Genomic DNA, 15981 nt, shown 5'->3' with positions numbered 1-15981 from the left:
CGACGCGAGGTCGCGTGCAGGCGGCGACTGCGGCGACCCGGCAAGCTCGCCGCAGATGTAGAGGACTCCCGCGATCGCTCTGCGCGCGCACCGCCTGCATTGCACACGGCACGTCTTTACCGTTTCCCATCTCCCACAAGAGGTGTCGCCGGGCGGAGCAAACTCAAAAAAAAGCGGATCCGGGCTCCCGACCCGGATCCGCCACCAAGCACGCCAGGTCTCTCCCCAGGGACCCGGGTGCGCCAGCCGCTCTGTGCACAGCCTCGTGCAACAGTGATGCGGCAGCGCTAGCAACCCTTCGACGACACCGCGAAACACACCGGCAATGCGATCAACCGCATCGCAGGCTCTGCGCCGTCCACCCCTAGACGTTCGAGAGTGTCGCGTCATGGCTGCTATAAGGGTTTTCGACAAGGCAACGCGCAACTTGATGCGCGACGCCGACGCCAACTGCGTAGCCCTGACACGGGTAGGGGAAATCACCGACAGCGCGCGCGACGCATCTGCCCAGCACGAGCGCATCGCATTGATTCCGCGGGATTTTTTTTTGCACCGTTGCGCTGCAGCGCAGCAAGCGTGAAGAGCGAACACGACCGGAACTGCCCTAAAGCGCCGCTACAGTCGCCATGCGAACGCGGCCGCAAAAGCACGACGAGCAAGTTCAACGCCCTGTTTTTCTGCAACCACCAACACGCTGGTGTGCGGACAAGCCGCGTTTCATCGCATCACCACCATCAGCACGTACAACGTGCCTCAACCGCTGCAGAGCAGCGAACTCACCGATTGCGCAACCGCCGGAGCACGCAGCCAGTGCGCGCGATCCGCAGGTACCACGCGTCCACTTCAGTTCTATGCGCCGTCCGCACCCGCTGACGACCGCCCGCTACGGCGTGTGGTCGCTCGCATCGCAACTTCAGAACTCGGACGTATCTGCATCCTGGCGTGCAAACCACTCCGCCGAGTGCACATCCTCGGCGGCAACTTCCAGTGCCTTGCGCAGCATCTCCAGCGGAATCTGCACGCGCGTGTCGCCAACCTGCAACGCCACCCATAACGCTTCGTCGCGTGGGTCGGCCAGCACCGTCAGCATCTCGTGCTCGCGGCCCTCGATACTGGCCGAGAGTTGTAGCGACAAGCCGCCGTCCGGCTCGGACGACCACAGTCTGCTCAGTGCGGGACGCAGCGGTTCAGTCATCGCAGGCCACTCAGCTGGTGATGGTCTGGGTCAGCGATTCCCAGGTCGGCGGCAATGGCCAGTTCGGCGCCTGATTGCCGTCCAGAACGCGGCGCAGGTCGCGCTTGTCGATTTGCGGCGCGAGTACATGCACCAAATCCAGGGCGTAATCGCGCAGCACGCGGTCGCGTGGCAGCACTGCCCAGGCGATGCACTCGGCAATCGGCGCAGGCGCTGGCCAGGCGCGTAGATCTTCGTCGAAGGCATTGACCGCCATCTCCGCCACCAAGCCCACGCCGAGCCCGGCGCGCACGTACGTTTTGATCAGGTCTGCGTCCAGCGCGGTCAACGCGATGCTCGGCTCCAGCCCCACCTGCGCAAATGCACGCTGCAGCGAGGAGCCTGGTCGCGTGGAGGATTCGTAGCTGATCAGCGGGTGCTCGGACAGCGCTTGCATATCCGGCGCCGTGCGCGGGTTATCCAGCGCATGCCCACGCGGCACCACCACCAACCGCCGCCAGCGGTACAGCGGCACTGCAATGCCGGCACTCGGCTCGCCACCGGCGGTGCTGACCACGGCAATATCCGCATCGCCCTGGCTGAGCAGATCCAGCGCCGCGCTTTCGGCAGCCTGCTGCAAATGCACGCTGACCTGCGGGTAGGCGTTCTTGATCTGCGCCACTGCCGGCGGCAGCACGAAGCGCGCCTGGGTGTGGGTCGTGGTCAGGGTCAGCTGACCCTGGCTTTCGCGGCGCTGGTTGGCCGCATAGGTGCGGATATTGTTGGCCTCCGACAACACCGCGCGCGCGCGCTCGATCACTTCCACACCGGCCGGCGTTACCGCATCCAGGCTGCGCCCCTTGCGCACGAACAACAGAAAGCCCAGTTCGTCCTCCAGCTGCTTGAGCTGCTTGGACAGGCCGGGCTGGGTCGCGTGCACGCGCGCGGCGGCCAGCGTGATGTTCAGCTCGGCATCGGCGATGGCCACCAGATAGCGAAGTTGGGTCAGCGTCATGGCTTATATCCAAAAAAGCGCGAGGCGCTACAAGGACTTCGACTTTAGAGGAGTTCTACGGGCCAGCTTATAACCGAACGCTATTTCTAGGATGTATGAAGTCATTTCCGACGGCTATAAGCCGGCGTTACGGTCTGGCCCTCCCTCCTTGATGCTGTCGATCCGTGACTTCTGCGTTCCCGCTGCTTGCCGACCTGCGTGGCCGTGCCGTCCTGGTGGTCGGCGGTGGTGCCGATGCCGAACGCGCCACCGCCCACCTGCTGCAGGCCGGTGCGCTGCCGCTGGTTGGCGCGCCCGACCTCACCGGGCAGTTGCGGCGCTGGGCGCAAGCCGGGCAACTGCGCTGGCTGGAAGGGCAGTTCGACCCGGCATGGCTGGCGCTGCCCGAACAACCGGTATGGCTCGCCATCGCTGCCAGCGAATCGGCAACGCTCAACGACGCCCTGCGCCATGCGGCGAACGCACACCGATTGCTGACCCACGACGCGGCGCCTGCCGCTTCCACAGCGGCTCCTGCGCGCCCCCCCGCGCCGTGCCGCGCAATCGGCATACTGGCCCCTGGCAGCGTCAGCCTGGTCGGCGCCGGCCCCGGCGACCCCGGCCTGCTCACCCGGCACGCGCTGCGTGCACTGCGTCAGGCCGAGGTGGTGCTGCACGACCGCCTGGTCAGCCCGCAGATCCTGCGCCTGGCACGGCACGGCGCGTGTCTGATCGAGGTGGGCAAGTCAGCGCAAGGCCGTAGCACCCGGCAGGAACAGATCCATGCGCTGATGCTGGAACACGCCCGCGCCGGCCGCCGCGTCGTGCGGCTGAAGGGCGGCGATTCGTTCGTCTTCGGCCGCGGCGGCGAAGAGCTGGAGTTCCTGCGCGAGCACGGCATCGGCTTCCAGGTGATTCCCGGCATCACCGCCGCCATCGCCTGCGCCGCCTATGCCGGCATCCCGCTCACCCACCGCGACCACGCGCAATCGCTGCGGCTGATCACTGCGCACTGCAAGGACTCGCTGGACACGTTGGACTGGCACGCGCTCGGTCAGGAGCGCCAGACGCTGGCCTTCTACATGGGTGTGGCCGGCCTGGACGCCATCCAGCAACGGCTGCTGCAGGCCGGGCGCGCTGCGTCCACCCCGTTTGCACTGGTCGAAAACGGCTCGCGCCCGCAGCAACGTGTGATCACCGGCACGCTCGCCAGCCTGGCCGCCACCGCCCGGCAGCATGCCGTGGCCGCACCGACATTGCTGATCCTGGGCGAGGTCGCGGCGCTGGCGCAGACGCTGCATTGGTTCGGCAGCGCGCCGCTGAGCGCACCGCCACTGCCGCACTCACCTCTCGCAATGCCCAACACGCCCACACTCGCCCACGCAGCCTGATCCCGACGGAGACCCCATGGCCCTGTACGACAACATCCTCGACACCATCGGCCGTACCCCGGTGGTCAAACTCCAACGCCTCGCCCCGGACAACGTGACCTTGTACGTCAAGGTGGAATCGTTCAATCCCGGCGGCTCGGTCAAGGACCGGCTGGCGCTGGCGATCATCCTCGACGCCGAACAGCGCGGCCTGCTCAAGCCCGGCGACACCATTGTCGAAGCCACCTCCGGCAACACCGGCGTGGCATTGGCCATGGTGGCCGCAGCGCGCGGCTACAAGTTCGTCGCCACCATGGTGGAAACCTTCTCCATCGAACGCCGCAAGTTGATGCGTGCCTATGGCGCCAAGGTCATCCTGACCCCGGCTGCCGAGCGCGGCAGCGGCATGGTGCGCAAAGCCAAGGAACTGGCCGAACAGCACGGCTGGTTCCTGGCCAGCCAGTTCGCCAATCCGGCCAACCCGGCCTACCACCGCAACACCACCGCCGCCGAGATCCTGCGCGATTTCGCAGGCCACCGGCTGGACCACTTCGTCACCGGCTGGGGCACCGGCGGCACGCTGACCGGCGTGGGCGAAGTACTGCGCGTTGCCCGCCCGGAAGTGCGCATCACCGCCTCAGAGCCGGCTGGCGCCGCCTTGCTGCAAGGCCAGGACTGGAAGCCGCACAAGATCCAGGGCTGGACCCCCGACTTCGTGCCCGAGGTGCTCAACCGCGATGTCGCCCATGAAGTGCTGAGCGTGGAAGACACCGACGCCATCACCGTCGCGCGCCGTCTGGCTGCCGAAGAGGGCATCTTCACTGGCATTTCCGGCGGCGCCACCGTCGCCACCGCGCTGCGCGTGGCAGAAGGCGCGGCGCCTGGCGCCGTGATCCTGGCGATGTTGCCCGACACTGGCGAACGCTACTTCTCCACGCCCCTGTTTGCCGACATCAACGAAGGCTCCGACGACGACTGGTTGGCCGGGCTGCCCTGACCGGGCGCAGTGGGCGACGATACGAAGCCGCGCAATGCGCGGCTTTTTTCGGACCAGGTAGCACGGGCGCTTGCGCCGAAGAGCAACGCGCAAGGCGTGCAGCTCGGTAGCTTCGCTGGTGGTCGCTATGGCGAACGAGCTTGCAGCGTTACCGAAGCGCACGCCTCTAAGGACCTGCTCTGTGCGCGGCGCGACACCGCCCGCCGTTTTTCCAGCTTCCAGAACGCCCGCACTCCCGTCCATGTCAAGGAAACGTTAGGATAACGGCCGCAATGTAGGGAGAGATGTGTGAGCAACCGGCCGTATGGACACAGCGACACCCGCGCCTCGCGGGCGCCGTGGCTGGTGAAGATGACCTCCCCGGTCCACTTTGCGCTGGCACTGGGTCTGGGCGCGTGGTTGCAGGACGCCCTGGCGCTGCCGATTCCCGCTCCCACGCTGCTTGCATGGATCGAACTGGCTGGCGGCGGCATTGCTTGTCTCGGCCTGACACTCGCGGTGAGCTGCTTCATCCTGTTTGCACGTCGGCGTACCACCATCATGCCGAGTGGCCATCCCTCGCGTCTGGTGCTGGAGGGCCCGTATCGCTTCACCCGCAACCCGATGTACCTGGCGTTGGTGCTGAGCTACATCGGCCTATGCCTGCAGCTTGGGCTGCTCTGGGCAGTCGCGCTGGTGCCGCTGCCATGGCTCGCACTGCAGCTCTATGTCATCCCGTTTGAAGAGGCGCGTTTGCGCGCCGAGTTCGGCCGTCACTACAGCGACTATTGCGCGCGCGTGCGCCGCTGGTTGTAACGCGTGACACGCACAACCTGTGCGCGGCAATTGATGCAGCCAATCGCTCAGGAGAGGTATTGGATGGCGTTGAACGGCGCAAATTCCAGTCCGCGCGACAGTCGCAGCGGATGAGATGAATGGCCGATAGCGTGTGGATTCCGCAGCGTGCCCCCCATCACGCGCCCATCATGCAATTCGCATAATTATCTCACTATGAGAATCGAAGTCTGGCAAGGCGATATCACCGAACTCGACGTTGACGTCATCGTCAACGCCGCCAACGAATCACTCCTGGGCGGAGGCGGCGTCGATGGTGCCATCCACCGTGCTGCTGGCCCACGTCTGCTGGAAGCCTGTGAAGCATTGCCGCAAGTGCGTCCGGGCGTGCGTTGCCCCACCGGCGAAATCCGCATCACCGACGGTTTTAATCTGAAGGCACGGCATGTGTTTCATACCGTCGGTCCGGTGTGGCGCGACGGCAAGCACAACGAACCGGAACAGTTGGCCAACTGCTACTGGCAATCGCTGAAGCTGGCCGAGCAGATGATGCTGCACTCGATCGCGTTCCCGGCGATCAGCTGCGGCATTTACGGCTATCCGCTGCATCAGGCAGCCCGCATCGCCGTGACCGAAACACGCGACTGGCAGCGCTCGCACAAAGTGCCCAAGCACATCGTGCTGGTGGCCTACAACGAGGCGACCTACAAGGCCTATCAGCAAGCATTGGCGACGCAGGAAACTGCAGCGGCCTGACCTTGGCTGACGTCGGTGGAATGTCGCATCGACCAAGTGGATCGAAGCAGCTGATTGAAGCAAAGGGCGCCGCAAGGCGCCCTTTGCTTTGGCATGGGCATCCTGATGAACGTCTGGATGCCACACACAAAAACGCCGGCATCTGTGCCGGCGTTTTCGTTTTATCGATGCAAGGGCCTTGCAGCCGTCATCAATCGATCAACCCTTCCACTTACCCAATGCGGCCAGGCCATTTTCCTTGGCGCGCTCGTAAATGATCTGCTGGGCCTTGGCGAAGTTGCCGGTCATGTCCTTGGCCCACAGCTTCAGTGCGGCCTGCTGCATGGCGCGGCCGTAGGAGAAGCTCAGCGGCCACGGCAGATTGCCGAGCTGGTGCATTTCGTTGAGGTGCGCAGTGGATTGCTCGTCGGTCTGACCACCGGACAGGAACACGATGCCCGGCAGGATCGCCGGCACGGTCGACTTCAGGCACATCACGGTGGACTCGGCCACCTCTTCGATACTGGCTTGCTCTTCGCAGCTCTTGCCGGAGATGACCATCGAGGCCTTCAAGATGGTGCCTTCGAGCACGACGTTCTGCTCATACAGTGCACCGAACAGCGAACGCAGCGTGGCTTCGGTGACTTCGTAGCAGGTTTCGATGTCGTGGCTACCGTCCATGATCACTTCCGGCTCGACCATCGGCACCAGGCCCTGCTCCTGGCACAGCGCGGCGTAACGCGCCAGCGCATGCGAGTTGGCCTCGATGCAGGTGCCGGACGGAATGTCTTCGCCGATGTTGATGACCGCACGCCACTTGGCGAAACGCGCACCCAGCGTGTAGTACTCCTCCAGACGCGCACGCAGGCCGTCCAGGCCTTCGGTGACCAGCTCGCCCGGCATGCCAGCCAGCGGCTGCGCGCCCTTGTCGACCTTGATGCCCGGGATGATGCCGTGGGCGGTCATGTACTCGGCGAACGGCACGCCATCCTTGGTCTTCTGACGGATGGTCTCGTCGAACAGGATGGCGCCGGAGATGTAGTCGCTCAGCTTGGGCGTGGTCAGCAGCAGTTCGCGGTAGGCGCGGCGATTTTCTTCGATGTTCTCGATGCCGACGCTGGCAAAACGCTTGGCGATCGTGCTGGTCGATTCGTCGATGGCGATGATGCCCTTGCCCGGGGCGACCATGGCCTGGGCGGTTTCGGCAAGCTGTTCGATGCTCATGTAGTTCCTGTGGCAGCTGCGGGGGAGACCGAAAGTATAGCGACGAAAGTCGTACACATTCCTTCACGGAATGCCTGCAACCGATTACACGTGATGTGCATGACAGGATGTGGGGTGGTGCTCGCATGGCGTGCGATGGATTCGGGAATCGGGAATCGGGAATCGGGAATCGGTAGAGCTGCGCATGATGCGCGGCTGGTTGCTTGCGGTGCCGTGATGTATCGCGGCAATGGCGTGCGGTGGCGCAATTGACACAGAGCCATACGTGAGTGGGTTGGGGTTTGAGGGTGGTGGCCGCTTGGCTGCTGCGCCTGTCGCGTAGAGCTGCGTCTGCCGCATGCGGACAGCGTGGACAGGCTTCTTGTGGCACACATAGCGCGCCATATCGGCGCCGTTGCGGCAGCGCGGTGGCGATGTTGCGCGCGCTGGGCATTTGCCGGATCGGGCCGTTGACCAACACTCCGGTCGCGGCTGAGCGCTTGCCCCTCGCCCGCCATCGCCACACAGCACAACGGCGACCCTTGGGCCGCCGTTGCGTGATACGTCTTTCTCCGACTCAGGTCATGTGCCGGATGCCGTCACCAGGTGTTACAGCTCGCCCAGACCGGTGGCGCGGCCGTCTTCGCCCACTTCCAGCAGACGCAGCGTGTTGGTGGCGCCGTGCGTTTCCATGTGCTCGCCGCTGGTGAAGACCACGCGGTCGCCCGGGCCCATACGCTCGTTCTCTACCAGTAGACGGATCGCCGCACGTGCGGCTTCGCGCGGGGTCAGACCGCGGCTGTCGAAATTGATCGGGAACACGCCGCGCATCATCGCCATCTGGCGACGCGCGCCATCGTGACGGGTGAAGGCGTAGATCGGCATGTTGGAGCGAAAGCGCGACAGGAAGCGCGGCGTGCCGCCCGATTCGGTCAAGGCCACCACGCCGCCCAGACCGATGTGCTCGGACAGGAACATGGTCGCCATGGCGATGGCCTGATCGGCGCGCTGCAGATTGCGTTGCGCCGCTTCGAAGTCGGTATCGAATTCGAACTGGTGCTCGGCGCCCAGGCAGATGCGCGCCATCGCTTCCACCGCACGCACCGGATAGGCACCGGCAGCGGTTTCGGCCGAGAGCATCACCGCATCGGTACCGTCGATGACCGCGTTGGCCACGTCCAGCACTTCGGCGCGGGTCGGGATTGGGCTTTCCACCATCGACTGCAGCATCTGGGTGGCGGTGATCACCACCTTGTTCTGCGCCAGCGACTCGCGGATGATCTTCTTCTGCAGGCCCGGCAATTCGGCGTCGCCGATTTCCACGCCCAGGTCGCCACGCGCCACCATCACCACATCGGAGGCTTCGACGATCTCGACCAGGTTTTCGATCGCTTCGGTACGCTCGATCTTGGACACCAGCTGCGCATGGCAGCCATGCTGCTGGGCGATCTGACGCGCGTCGTGCATGTCCTGCGCGTTGCGACAGAACGACACCGCAATGAAGTCCACGCCGATCTTGGCAACGATGCCGATCAGCTCCTTGTCGCGCTCGGTCAGCGCGCCCAGCGACAAGCCGCCGCCCTGCTTGTTGAGGCCCTTGCGGTCGGACAACACGCCATCGTTGAGGACGGTAGTGACGATACGCGCGCCCTGCACGTCGGTGACCTGCAGCTGCACCAAGCCATCGTCCAGCAGCAGCACGTCGCCAGCAGTCACGTCCTGCGGCAGGCCCAGGTAGCTCACGCCGACCTGGTGCTGGTCGCCGGCCGGCGCATTGGCATCGGCCACCAGGTCGAAGCGATCGCCCATGGTCAGCTTGATCTTGCCTTCGGCAAAACGCTCGATACGGATCTTCGGGCCCGGCAAGTCGGCCAGGATGCCGACTTCGGCACCGACGCGCGCGGCGGCGGCACGCACTTCGGCAGCGCGCTTGGCCTGCCCGGACGGGTCGCCATGGCTGAAGTTGAGGCGCACCACGTTGACGCCCGCCTTGAACAGCGTATCCAGCACACCGGGCGCATCCGTTGCCGGTCCGAGGGTGGCGAGGATTTTGGTGCGGCGTTGACGTTCTTTCATGATGGCCTCCCTGTAAAAGCCGCGAAACTTAACACACACGTCACGCACCGAGGATGGCATTGCGGCATAGCCTTCCTCCGTTTCCGGCATGTCTTACAGACAGTGCGGGACAGTACGTACGCCTACGCCTGCGCTGCCATGAGCAACGCAGGCGGTCGCCACCCTAACCCGGCAGCGGTGAAGAGTGTTCTGCGCGATGCGAACCGCGGTTGCAGCGCATCGACCAAGCGAACGCAACGGCCGGCGCACACTATTCATTACTGAAGCAACGCCGCCAGTTCAGCCGGCGTGCGTGCCAGCGCACCGGCACCGGCGGCACGCAATTCGACCTCCTCGCCGAAGCCCCACAACACGCCGATGCTATGGAGACCGTGGTGATTGGCGCCATCGATATCCATGCGCCGGTCGCCGATCATCACGCAGCCAGTTTTCTCGATCTGCAGACGGCGCAGCGCTTCGGCAATGAGGTCCGGCTTGAAGCGACGTTCGCCGTCTTCGCTGGCACCGATCACTTCCTCGAAGCACGCGCCGAAGGGCAGATGCTCGACGATGCGCCGCGCATAACGTTCATTCTTGGACGTGACCACCGCCAGACGATGACCGGCGCGCTGCAAGCCTGTGACAACCTCACCAATGCCGTCGAACACACTGAGTTCGGTCCAACCCACCGCGTCGTAACGTGCGCGGTAGAGACCAAGCGCACGCTGCACCACCTCTGGATCGTTCGGAAAACATACGGTGAAGCTGTCGCGCAAGGGCGGGCCGATCCAGGCGCGCAAGGTCTGCGCAGAGGGCCGCGGCTGCCCGAGTTCGTCGAAGGCATGCACGATGCTGGCAACCATGCCCGGTTCCGAATCCACCAGCGTGCCGTCCAGATCGAAAAACAGCGTGGCTGCACTCACTGACCGCGGGCCTCGAGTGCGGCCACTGCCGGCAAGGTCTTGCCTTCCAGAAACTCCAGGAACGCACCGCCGCCAGTGGAAATGTAGGTGACGTCCTTGGCGATACCGTACTTGTCCACTGCGGCCAAGGTGTCGCCACCACCGGCAATCGAGAACGCCTTGGAGCTGGCGATCGCACGTGCCAGCGTTTCGGTGCCGTGGCTGAAGGACTCGAATTCGAACACGCCGACCGGCCCGTTCCACACCACGGTGCCGGCGCTGGCGATCAGCGCTGCGTAGCGCTGCGCGGTTTGCGGACCGATATCCAGGATCAGGTCATCGGCATCGACCGCATCCAACGACTTCACGCTGGCCTCGGCATCGGGCAGGAACTGCTTGGCAACGACCACATCGGTGGGCAGCGGAATCTCTGCGCCACGCGCCTTGGCGTCGGCAACGATCTGGTTGGCGGTCGGGATCAAGTCCGGCTCGTTCAACGACTTGCCCACGTGGTGTCCGGCTGCAGCGATGAAGGTATTGGCGATGCCGCCGCCGACGATCAGCTGGTCGACCTTGTTGACCAGGTTGGACAGCAACTCCAGCTTGGTGGAGACCTTGCTGCCGGCCACGATCGCCAGCAGTGGCTTGGCCGGGTTGTCCAGCGCCTTGGCCAGTGCGTCGAGTTCGGCCATCAACAGCGGGCCACCCGCTGCGACTGGCGCGAAACGGATCACGCCATGCGTGGAGGCCTGCGCGCGGTGCGCGGTGCCGAAGGCATCCATCACGAACACATCGCACAATGCGGCGTATTTGCGCGCCAGCGTCTCGTCGTCCTTGCCTTCACCGACATTCATGCGGCAATTTTCCAGCAACACCACCTGGCCCGGTGCGACCTCCACGCCGTCGACCCAGTCGCGGACCAGCGGCACGTCCACGCCCAGCAACGCAGCCAGACGCGTGGCCACCGGCGCCAGCGAATCTTCTTCGGTCCAACTACCTTCCTTGGGGCGGCCCAGGTGCGAGGTGACCATGACGGCCGCGCCCTTCTCCAGTGCCAGCTTGATGGTGGGCACCGAGGCGGTGATGCGCTGCTCGGAGGTGATCTGGCCGTTGTCGATCGGCACGTTGAGATCCTGGCGGATCAACACGCGCTTGCCGGAGAGATCGAGGTCGGTCATGCGGACAATGGACATGGGCTCAGCTCGTTCGGTCTAGGGAGGGGGATGGGGAATTGGTCATGCAGAAGACGCAGCATGCGTGCCGTGGCAAGCGTCTGAGCGCTGGGCCGTAACGGCCAATGGTTGCGATGGCAGCTGGCGGTGGTCAGCCATTGCGATGTCGTTGCGCGGTGATACGGGTCGCGTAGTTCGCGGATGGCTCACCACGCGTGAGGCCGCCAATCCGGTTGGCAACGCGGGGGACGCTTGGTCGAACACGACGGGCACTACGGCTGCCTGGGTCACGAGGGACATCTATTGTCGGACCTTCGCGCCGCAGCGGCAAACCGCCGCGCGACGCGGGTGCGCTTAGCCGTTGCGATTGGCCGATGCACTGCGCAGCAGACTCACCGCAAACCCACCGACCAGCAAGGCACCACCGACCAACAGGCCCCACAGCAGCCAACGCTTCCAGTCGCGCGGCGTGGCGGCCGGTTGCAGCGCGGCCTTGCCCGCCAGCGGCTGTGCCTGCGCAGCGACGTTGGCCTGCGCCGGTTGCCACTGCGCGCCGCGTTCGCGCCGCAGTGCCTGCAGCATCGAGGCCAGCGGTGCGTCGCCGCGTCGCGCACGCGCACTGCCGGCGACCAGCGCATACGGCGGCTGGCCCTGGGCGAGAAACATCAGCCGCTCGGGCTGATACCCCACGCGCAAGCTCGGCACCGCGGTGCTGCGCCCTTGCGCAGCGACCAGCCGCCATTGGCGATCGCGCACCGGGGCAGACAGCAGTTGCGGCGGCGACGCGGCGGCCGCCCCCTTGCCCAGCCGATACGCCAACCAGGGGCCGGCACGCTGTACCCATGGCGCATCATCGGCATCACGACTTGCCACGATCCACTCGACGGCCTCGGCCTGACTGCCACCGACATCGAGCTGAGTGATCGGAAAGCGTCCCGGCAAGGCATACACCACCGCTGCATCTTTCGCGGTGCCTGGCAATTCAAGCCACTGCAGCGGTGCGGGTGCGGTGATGCCCTCCAGCTCCGCCTCGACCACGCGCAACGCGGGCAGCTGGCCCGACATCTGCACCAGGCGCAGATAACGCGCGCCCTCATCGAGTGCGATCCGGCGCTGCTGCAATCGCTGCGTCTGATTGTCCAGCGCCATCACCGTGGCGTCTGAAGCAAGCACGCGCCAGTCGCGCAGATCGTCGCTGCCTTCCACGCGCAACTGAGCCTGCACCGGCATGTCGCCGTCCCAATCCAGCAGCAGGGCACGCGGGCGATCGCGCAATGCGCTGGCATCGATCAACCAGCTCCCACCGTTGCCTGCAGCGGCGGCAGCCCCGGTCGCAACGCGGCCTTCGAGACGACGTACCGCACCGCTGGCATCGCGCTCGGCGATCAGTTGCAGATCGCCGTTGGCCGGCGCCGCACCGGCCGGCAGCGCAAAGAGGGGCAGGCGCTGCCGGCGCGCCGCAGCCGCCGGTGCTGCATCCGCCGGCAACCAGGCGGCGGGCAGCTCTTCGCCACGCGCATCGATCACCGTGACATCGCGCAGCGCCGCGTCGTGCGCGGTGCGATACACCGCCGCGTTCAAGGTCAACTGATAGATGCCGGCATCCGAGCCAGTCACCTGCAGCGGCCACTGCTGGCGGTAGTCCTGCCGCACATCAGCGGCATGCGCCAGCATCGGCACCATCACCAGTAGCGCCCATCGCATCGATTTCATGCCTGCTCCTTTTCGACGCCGCCGTCTTCGACAGCAGTCGCTTCTGTCGCCAGCGGGCGCGGCGGTGCCGGCGCCAGGTAGCCCACTACGGTGCACAACAGACCATAGGCCATGAACGAGCCGATGCCGAGCAAGTTGCCCAGATGCTGGCGGTCGACCAACACCAGCTTCGCCAGCACCAGACCCATGAGCAACGCGCCGCCCAGCCACAACCCACGCTGCCCGCGACGCGAGCCGATCACCCAGCCCAGCACGCCCAGCACGCTCCACACGATGGTGAGGCTGGTCTGCGACAAGGTGGCACCGATCAACGCAGAATCCCACGGCACGCCGCCCCAGTGATGCACGCTGTGCAAGGTGCTGCCGGTGATCAATGCCCAGCCGAGCACACCAAGCGCGGTCACGCGCCAACGCTGCAGCAATGCCGGCGCCGGTACCAACCAGGCCCAGCGCGCGAGCAAGGCCAGCACCGCCAATTGCGTCAGCTCGGCCGGATTCAGCAGCGGCAACCACGGCAACGGCGCCGCGCTCACCGGGTCCAGCAACACCAATAGCCAGCCGATGCCCAGCACCGCGAACACGCAACTCAGCAACGCGTTGCGCGCAGGATCGAAGCTGGCGCCCTGCGGCCATGCCAGCCAGGGCCAACGCAATAATCCCAGGGTCGCCACGACCAGCCAAGGCGCCGCCAGCAAGGCACAACGCCAGCCATTCGCCAGCAAGAACGCATCGGCCAACCAGGCTGCACCCAACGCGACCACCAGTGGCCACAGCAGCCACCAGATGAACTGCGCCGCCATCGCGCCAGCGCCTTGCTGCGTACGCAGACACCACAGCGCACGTGCGCCCGCCACCGCAAACACACCCCACGCCAGCGCGCCCCAATGCGCGAACGGCTGGGTATGCGCTTGGCCCTGCCACAGTGCCAATGGCGCTGCCAGCACCAGACCCCACATCACCGTCCACACCAACGCCGTTGCGGGACGACGGCGATGCACTTCTGCCGCCAGCCACAGGCTGAGTGCGACAAAGCCCAGCAGCAGATCTGGTTCGCTGCGCAGATCGGCAAAGCGCAGGATCTCGTGCACACCGCAGAACGTCCACCAGCCCAGCCCCCACAGATACGCCACCAGCGCACGCCGTGGATGCCCTGCATCGCGCAGGAACCAGGTGCTCGCCCAGCCAGCAAGCGCGATCAGCAAAGTGCTCATGCAGGTCGCGTTGGCTACCGCTACCGCGTCGTAGCGCCAGGCATCCACACCGAAGGCGACACCTACCGCCGCGAGCAACTGCAGCGCCACGCCGCTGATCTGCGGGATCCGCCGTTGCTGGCGTAAGCCCAGCCACAACAGGCCGACGCCTTCCAGCGCGAACACGCTCGCAGTGGCACGTGCCGACAATGCCAGCGGAATCGCCAGGGTGGCGAAGCCGACCGCCAGCATCGCGTGCGCCTGGCCCAGCAAGCGCGTGGGAGCCCGGCGCAACAACCAGCTTGCCAGGCCGGCATACACCGCGGCCACCGCCACCGCGCACAACGCGAGCGGCAGCCGATCGCCCTCAAGCAAGCGTGCCTGCAACGCGAAGGCCACCAGCGGTGTCCCGAACAACAGGCTGCCATCGATGACCTTGCCTGCACTGCCGTCGCCGCGGCGCGCATGCACTACCGGGATCGCCACGTACATGGCGAAGAACAGCAACAGGAACGGCTCGGTGGTGGCGAATTTTGCCGGGTTGTATTGCAGCGCGCCCCACACAATGCCGATGCCGAAAGTGAACGCAAACCCCAGCAGGTTCAGCACGCGCCACGGACGGCGCCACGCAATCGCCACGATGCCGGCGTTGAGTATCGCGTAATAGGTAAACAGCCCGACATGATTGCCGCTGCCGGTGGACAACCAGATCGGCGCGAGGAAGCCGGCCAGCACGCCCAGCACCGCCAGCGTGCGCGAATCCTGCAACACGGCCAACACGCACATGCCCGCGATCAGCACCACGCTGATGCCCAGCGCAGGTCCAGCATCCAGCAACGCGTACAACTTGAAGGCCGCGAACACCGTCAACAGCAAGCCGCCAATGGCGCCGCCCTGCAATGCCAACGCAAAGCCTGGCCGCTGCTCGCGTTGCTTCCAACCAAACACCAGGCCGACCAATGCGAGAACGCTGATGCCGGCCAAGCGCAGCTCGATCGGCATCCGCATCCAGCCCTGGTCGCTGGCGTACTTCAGCAGCGATGCCCCCCCTGCCAACAGGACCAGCATGCCGACCTTGACCGGTACATTGCCCTCGGTGAACCAACGCTTCAATGCGCTGGCTGCACGCACGATGCCGCCGGGCTCGGACGGAATCTGAGGTCGTTGCGGTGGCTGCGGCTGTGTAGGTTGCGGTTGCGCCGGCTGAGAGTGCTGGCTGGGAACTTCCGACATCGCGGTTCCATCGCGCGCCATCGCAGCTGCAGGGGTCTGCGCAGGCAACGGTGGCGGCACCACGGACACATCGACCGCGTTCTGCTCCGCAGCAGCAGCCACCTTCCAGCTGCCGCCACGTTGAGCTGCGCCAGACGTGCCGGACGCTGGCACATTGCCGACCGCACGGGAACCTGGCCCGGCGTCGAGATCGGACACCACCTCGGGCTGCTCCCACGTCCTGCCCTGCGCGTACACTGGCGCATCCGCGCGCTCCGCAGTGCCGGTCTGCCACTGCGCAAGCCGTTGCTCCAGCGACGCCACCCGCCGCCGCAACCCGGCAATCCACACCAGCGCCACCACTACACCGACCGGCACGGCAATCAGTACCAGGGCCGCCAACACGATTATCGTTTCCAACGCACCAACCCCGAGCCGGCGTCCAGCCGAATGCGCGAACCATACAGCTTCGGGCCGCGACTGGGCAGCC

General features: G+C 65.6%; 14 protein-coding genes. 6 read left to right on the top strand and 8 right to left on the bottom strand.

The window, feature by feature from the left end; all coding sequences use genetic code 11:
- Positions 1-430: 430 nt before the first annotated feature.
- Positions 431-580: a hypothetical protein gene (locus tag M0D43_RS16390; protein WP_260807372.1), complete on the top strand. Its 150-nt coding sequence runs from the start codon at positions 431-433 to the stop codon at positions 578-580.
- Between the two features lie 333 nt (positions 581-913).
- On the opposite strand, the gene M0D43_RS16385 is transcribed toward M0D43_RS16390, so the two are convergent.
- Together M0D43_RS16385 and M0D43_RS16380 are read right to left on the bottom strand one after the other, a co-directional pair.
- Positions 914-1195, bottom strand: coding sequence for a hypothetical protein (locus M0D43_RS16385; RefSeq protein ID WP_252162235.1), 282 nt, complete (start codon positions 1193-1195; stop codon positions 914-916).
- Positions 1196-1205: 10 nt separating this feature from the next.
- The gene (locus M0D43_RS16380; RefSeq protein ID WP_252162234.1) at positions 1206-2189 is read right to left on the bottom strand and encodes a LysR family transcriptional regulator; all 984 of its coding nucleotides are present in this window, start codon (positions 2187-2189) and stop codon (positions 1206-1208) included.
- A gap of 164 nt (positions 2190-2353) precedes the next feature.
- Here M0D43_RS16380 and cobA point away from each other — a divergent pair, with 164 nt between their 5' ends.
- From cobA to M0D43_RS16355, 5 genes are all read left to right on the top strand, one after another.
- Positions 2354-3559: a uroporphyrinogen-III C-methyltransferase gene (gene cobA, locus M0D43_RS16375; protein ID WP_260807371.1), complete on the top strand. Its 1206-nt coding sequence runs from the start codon at positions 2354-2356 to the stop codon at positions 3557-3559.
- A 16-nt stretch (positions 3560-3575) separates the two neighbouring features.
- On the top strand, positions 3576-4535 hold the full coding sequence (cysK, locus tag M0D43_RS16370; protein ID WP_101361928.1) for a cysteine synthase A: 960 nt from the start codon (positions 3576-3578) through the stop codon (positions 4533-4535).
- A 9-nt stretch (positions 4536-4544) separates the two neighbouring features.
- Entirely contained in the window at positions 4545-4799 is a 255-nt protein-coding gene (locus M0D43_RS16365) for a hypothetical protein (RefSeq protein ID WP_260807370.1), read from the top strand.
- Positions 4800-4823: 24 nt separating this feature from the next.
- A complete protein-coding gene (locus tag M0D43_RS16360; RefSeq protein ID WP_252162233.1) occupies positions 4824-5330 on the top strand; it encodes a methyltransferase family protein in 507 nt (168 codons plus the stop codon).
- A gap of 195 nt (positions 5331-5525) precedes the next feature.
- Positions 5526-6065, top strand: coding sequence for an O-acetyl-ADP-ribose deacetylase (locus tag M0D43_RS16355; protein WP_101361930.1), 540 nt, complete (start codon positions 5526-5528; stop codon positions 6063-6065).
- A 198-nt stretch (positions 6066-6263) separates the two neighbouring features.
- Here M0D43_RS16355 and M0D43_RS16350 read toward each other — a convergent pair whose 3' ends face one another.
- The 6 genes from M0D43_RS16350 to M0D43_RS16325 all read right to left on the bottom strand — a co-directional run bounded on the left by M0D43_RS16350 (position 6264) and on the right by M0D43_RS16325 (position 15911).
- A complete protein-coding gene (locus M0D43_RS16350; protein ID WP_101361931.1) occupies positions 6264-7268 on the bottom strand; it encodes a class I fructose-bisphosphate aldolase in 1005 nt (334 codons plus the stop codon).
- 588 nt (positions 7269-7856) lie between these two features.
- A complete protein-coding gene (pyk, locus tag M0D43_RS16345; RefSeq protein ID WP_252162232.1) occupies positions 7857-9323 on the bottom strand; it encodes a pyruvate kinase in 1467 nt (488 codons plus the stop codon).
- 257 nt (positions 9324-9580) lie between these two features.
- Positions 9581-10225 carry an HAD family hydrolase gene (locus M0D43_RS16340; protein WP_260807369.1) on the bottom strand — a complete coding sequence of 215 codons (645 nt, stop codon included), beginning with the start codon at positions 10223-10225 and terminating at the stop codon, positions 9581-9583.
- Positions 10222-11397 (bottom strand): phosphoglycerate kinase, encoded by a 1176-nt coding sequence (locus M0D43_RS16335; RefSeq protein ID WP_260807368.1) that lies wholly within the window; start codon positions 11395-11397, stop codon positions 10222-10224. The genes M0D43_RS16340 and M0D43_RS16335 overlap by 4 nt, the downstream gene beginning before the upstream one ends.
- Positions 11398-11730: 333 nt before the next feature.
- On the bottom strand, positions 11731-13089 hold the full coding sequence (locus M0D43_RS16330; protein ID WP_252162229.1) for a DUF3999 domain-containing protein: 1359 nt from the start codon (positions 13087-13089) through the stop codon (positions 11731-11733).
- Positions 13086-15911 (bottom strand): DUF2339 domain-containing protein, encoded by a 2826-nt coding sequence (locus tag M0D43_RS16325; RefSeq protein ID WP_260807367.1) that lies wholly within the window; start codon positions 15909-15911, stop codon positions 13086-13088. Before M0D43_RS16325 ends, M0D43_RS16330 begins: the two co-directional genes overlap by 4 nt.
- Positions 15912-15981: the final 70 nt, after the last annotated feature.

It is taken from the genome of Xanthomonas prunicola, assembly GCF_025266575.1.
Classification (GTDB): Bacteria; Pseudomonadota; Gammaproteobacteria; order Xanthomonadales; family Xanthomonadaceae; genus Xanthomonas; species Xanthomonas prunicola.
This window is presented reverse-complemented; position numbering and strand designations above follow the sequence as displayed.

What these genes read in the sequence shown, in the direction of transcription:
- M0D43_RS16390 (WP_260807372.1), top strand. Translation starts at nt 431, where the DNA reads ATGCGCGACGCCGACGCCAACTGCGTAGCCCTGACACGGGTAGGGGAA.
- cysK (WP_101361928.1), top strand. Translation starts at nt 3,576, where the DNA reads ATGGCCCTGTACGACAACATCCTCGACACCATCGGCCGTACCCCGGTG.
- M0D43_RS16330 (WP_252162229.1), bottom strand. Translation starts at nt 13,089, where the DNA reads ATGAAATCGATGCGATGGGCGCTACTGGTGATGGTGCCGATGCTGGCG.
- M0D43_RS16355 (WP_101361930.1), top strand. Translation starts at nt 5,526, where the DNA reads ATGAGAATCGAAGTCTGGCAAGGCGATATCACCGAACTCGACGTTGAC.
- M0D43_RS16385 (WP_252162235.1), bottom strand. Translation starts at nt 1,195, where the DNA reads ATGACTGAACCGCTGCGTCCCGCACTGAGCAGACTGTGGTCGTCCGAG.
- M0D43_RS16335 (WP_260807368.1), bottom strand. Translation starts at nt 11,397, where the DNA reads ATGTCCATTGTCCGCATGACCGACCTCGATCTCTCCGGCAAGCGCGTG.
- M0D43_RS16380 (WP_252162234.1), bottom strand. Translation starts at nt 2,189, where the DNA reads ATGACGCTGACCCAACTTCGCTATCTGGTGGCCATCGCCGATGCCGAG.
- M0D43_RS16350 (WP_101361931.1), bottom strand. Translation starts at nt 7,268, where the DNA reads ATGAGCATCGAACAGCTTGCCGAAACCGCCCAGGCCATGGTCGCCCCG.
- pyk (WP_252162232.1), bottom strand. Translation starts at nt 9,323, where the DNA reads ATGAAAGAACGTCAACGCCGCACCAAAATCCTCGCCACCCTCGGACCG.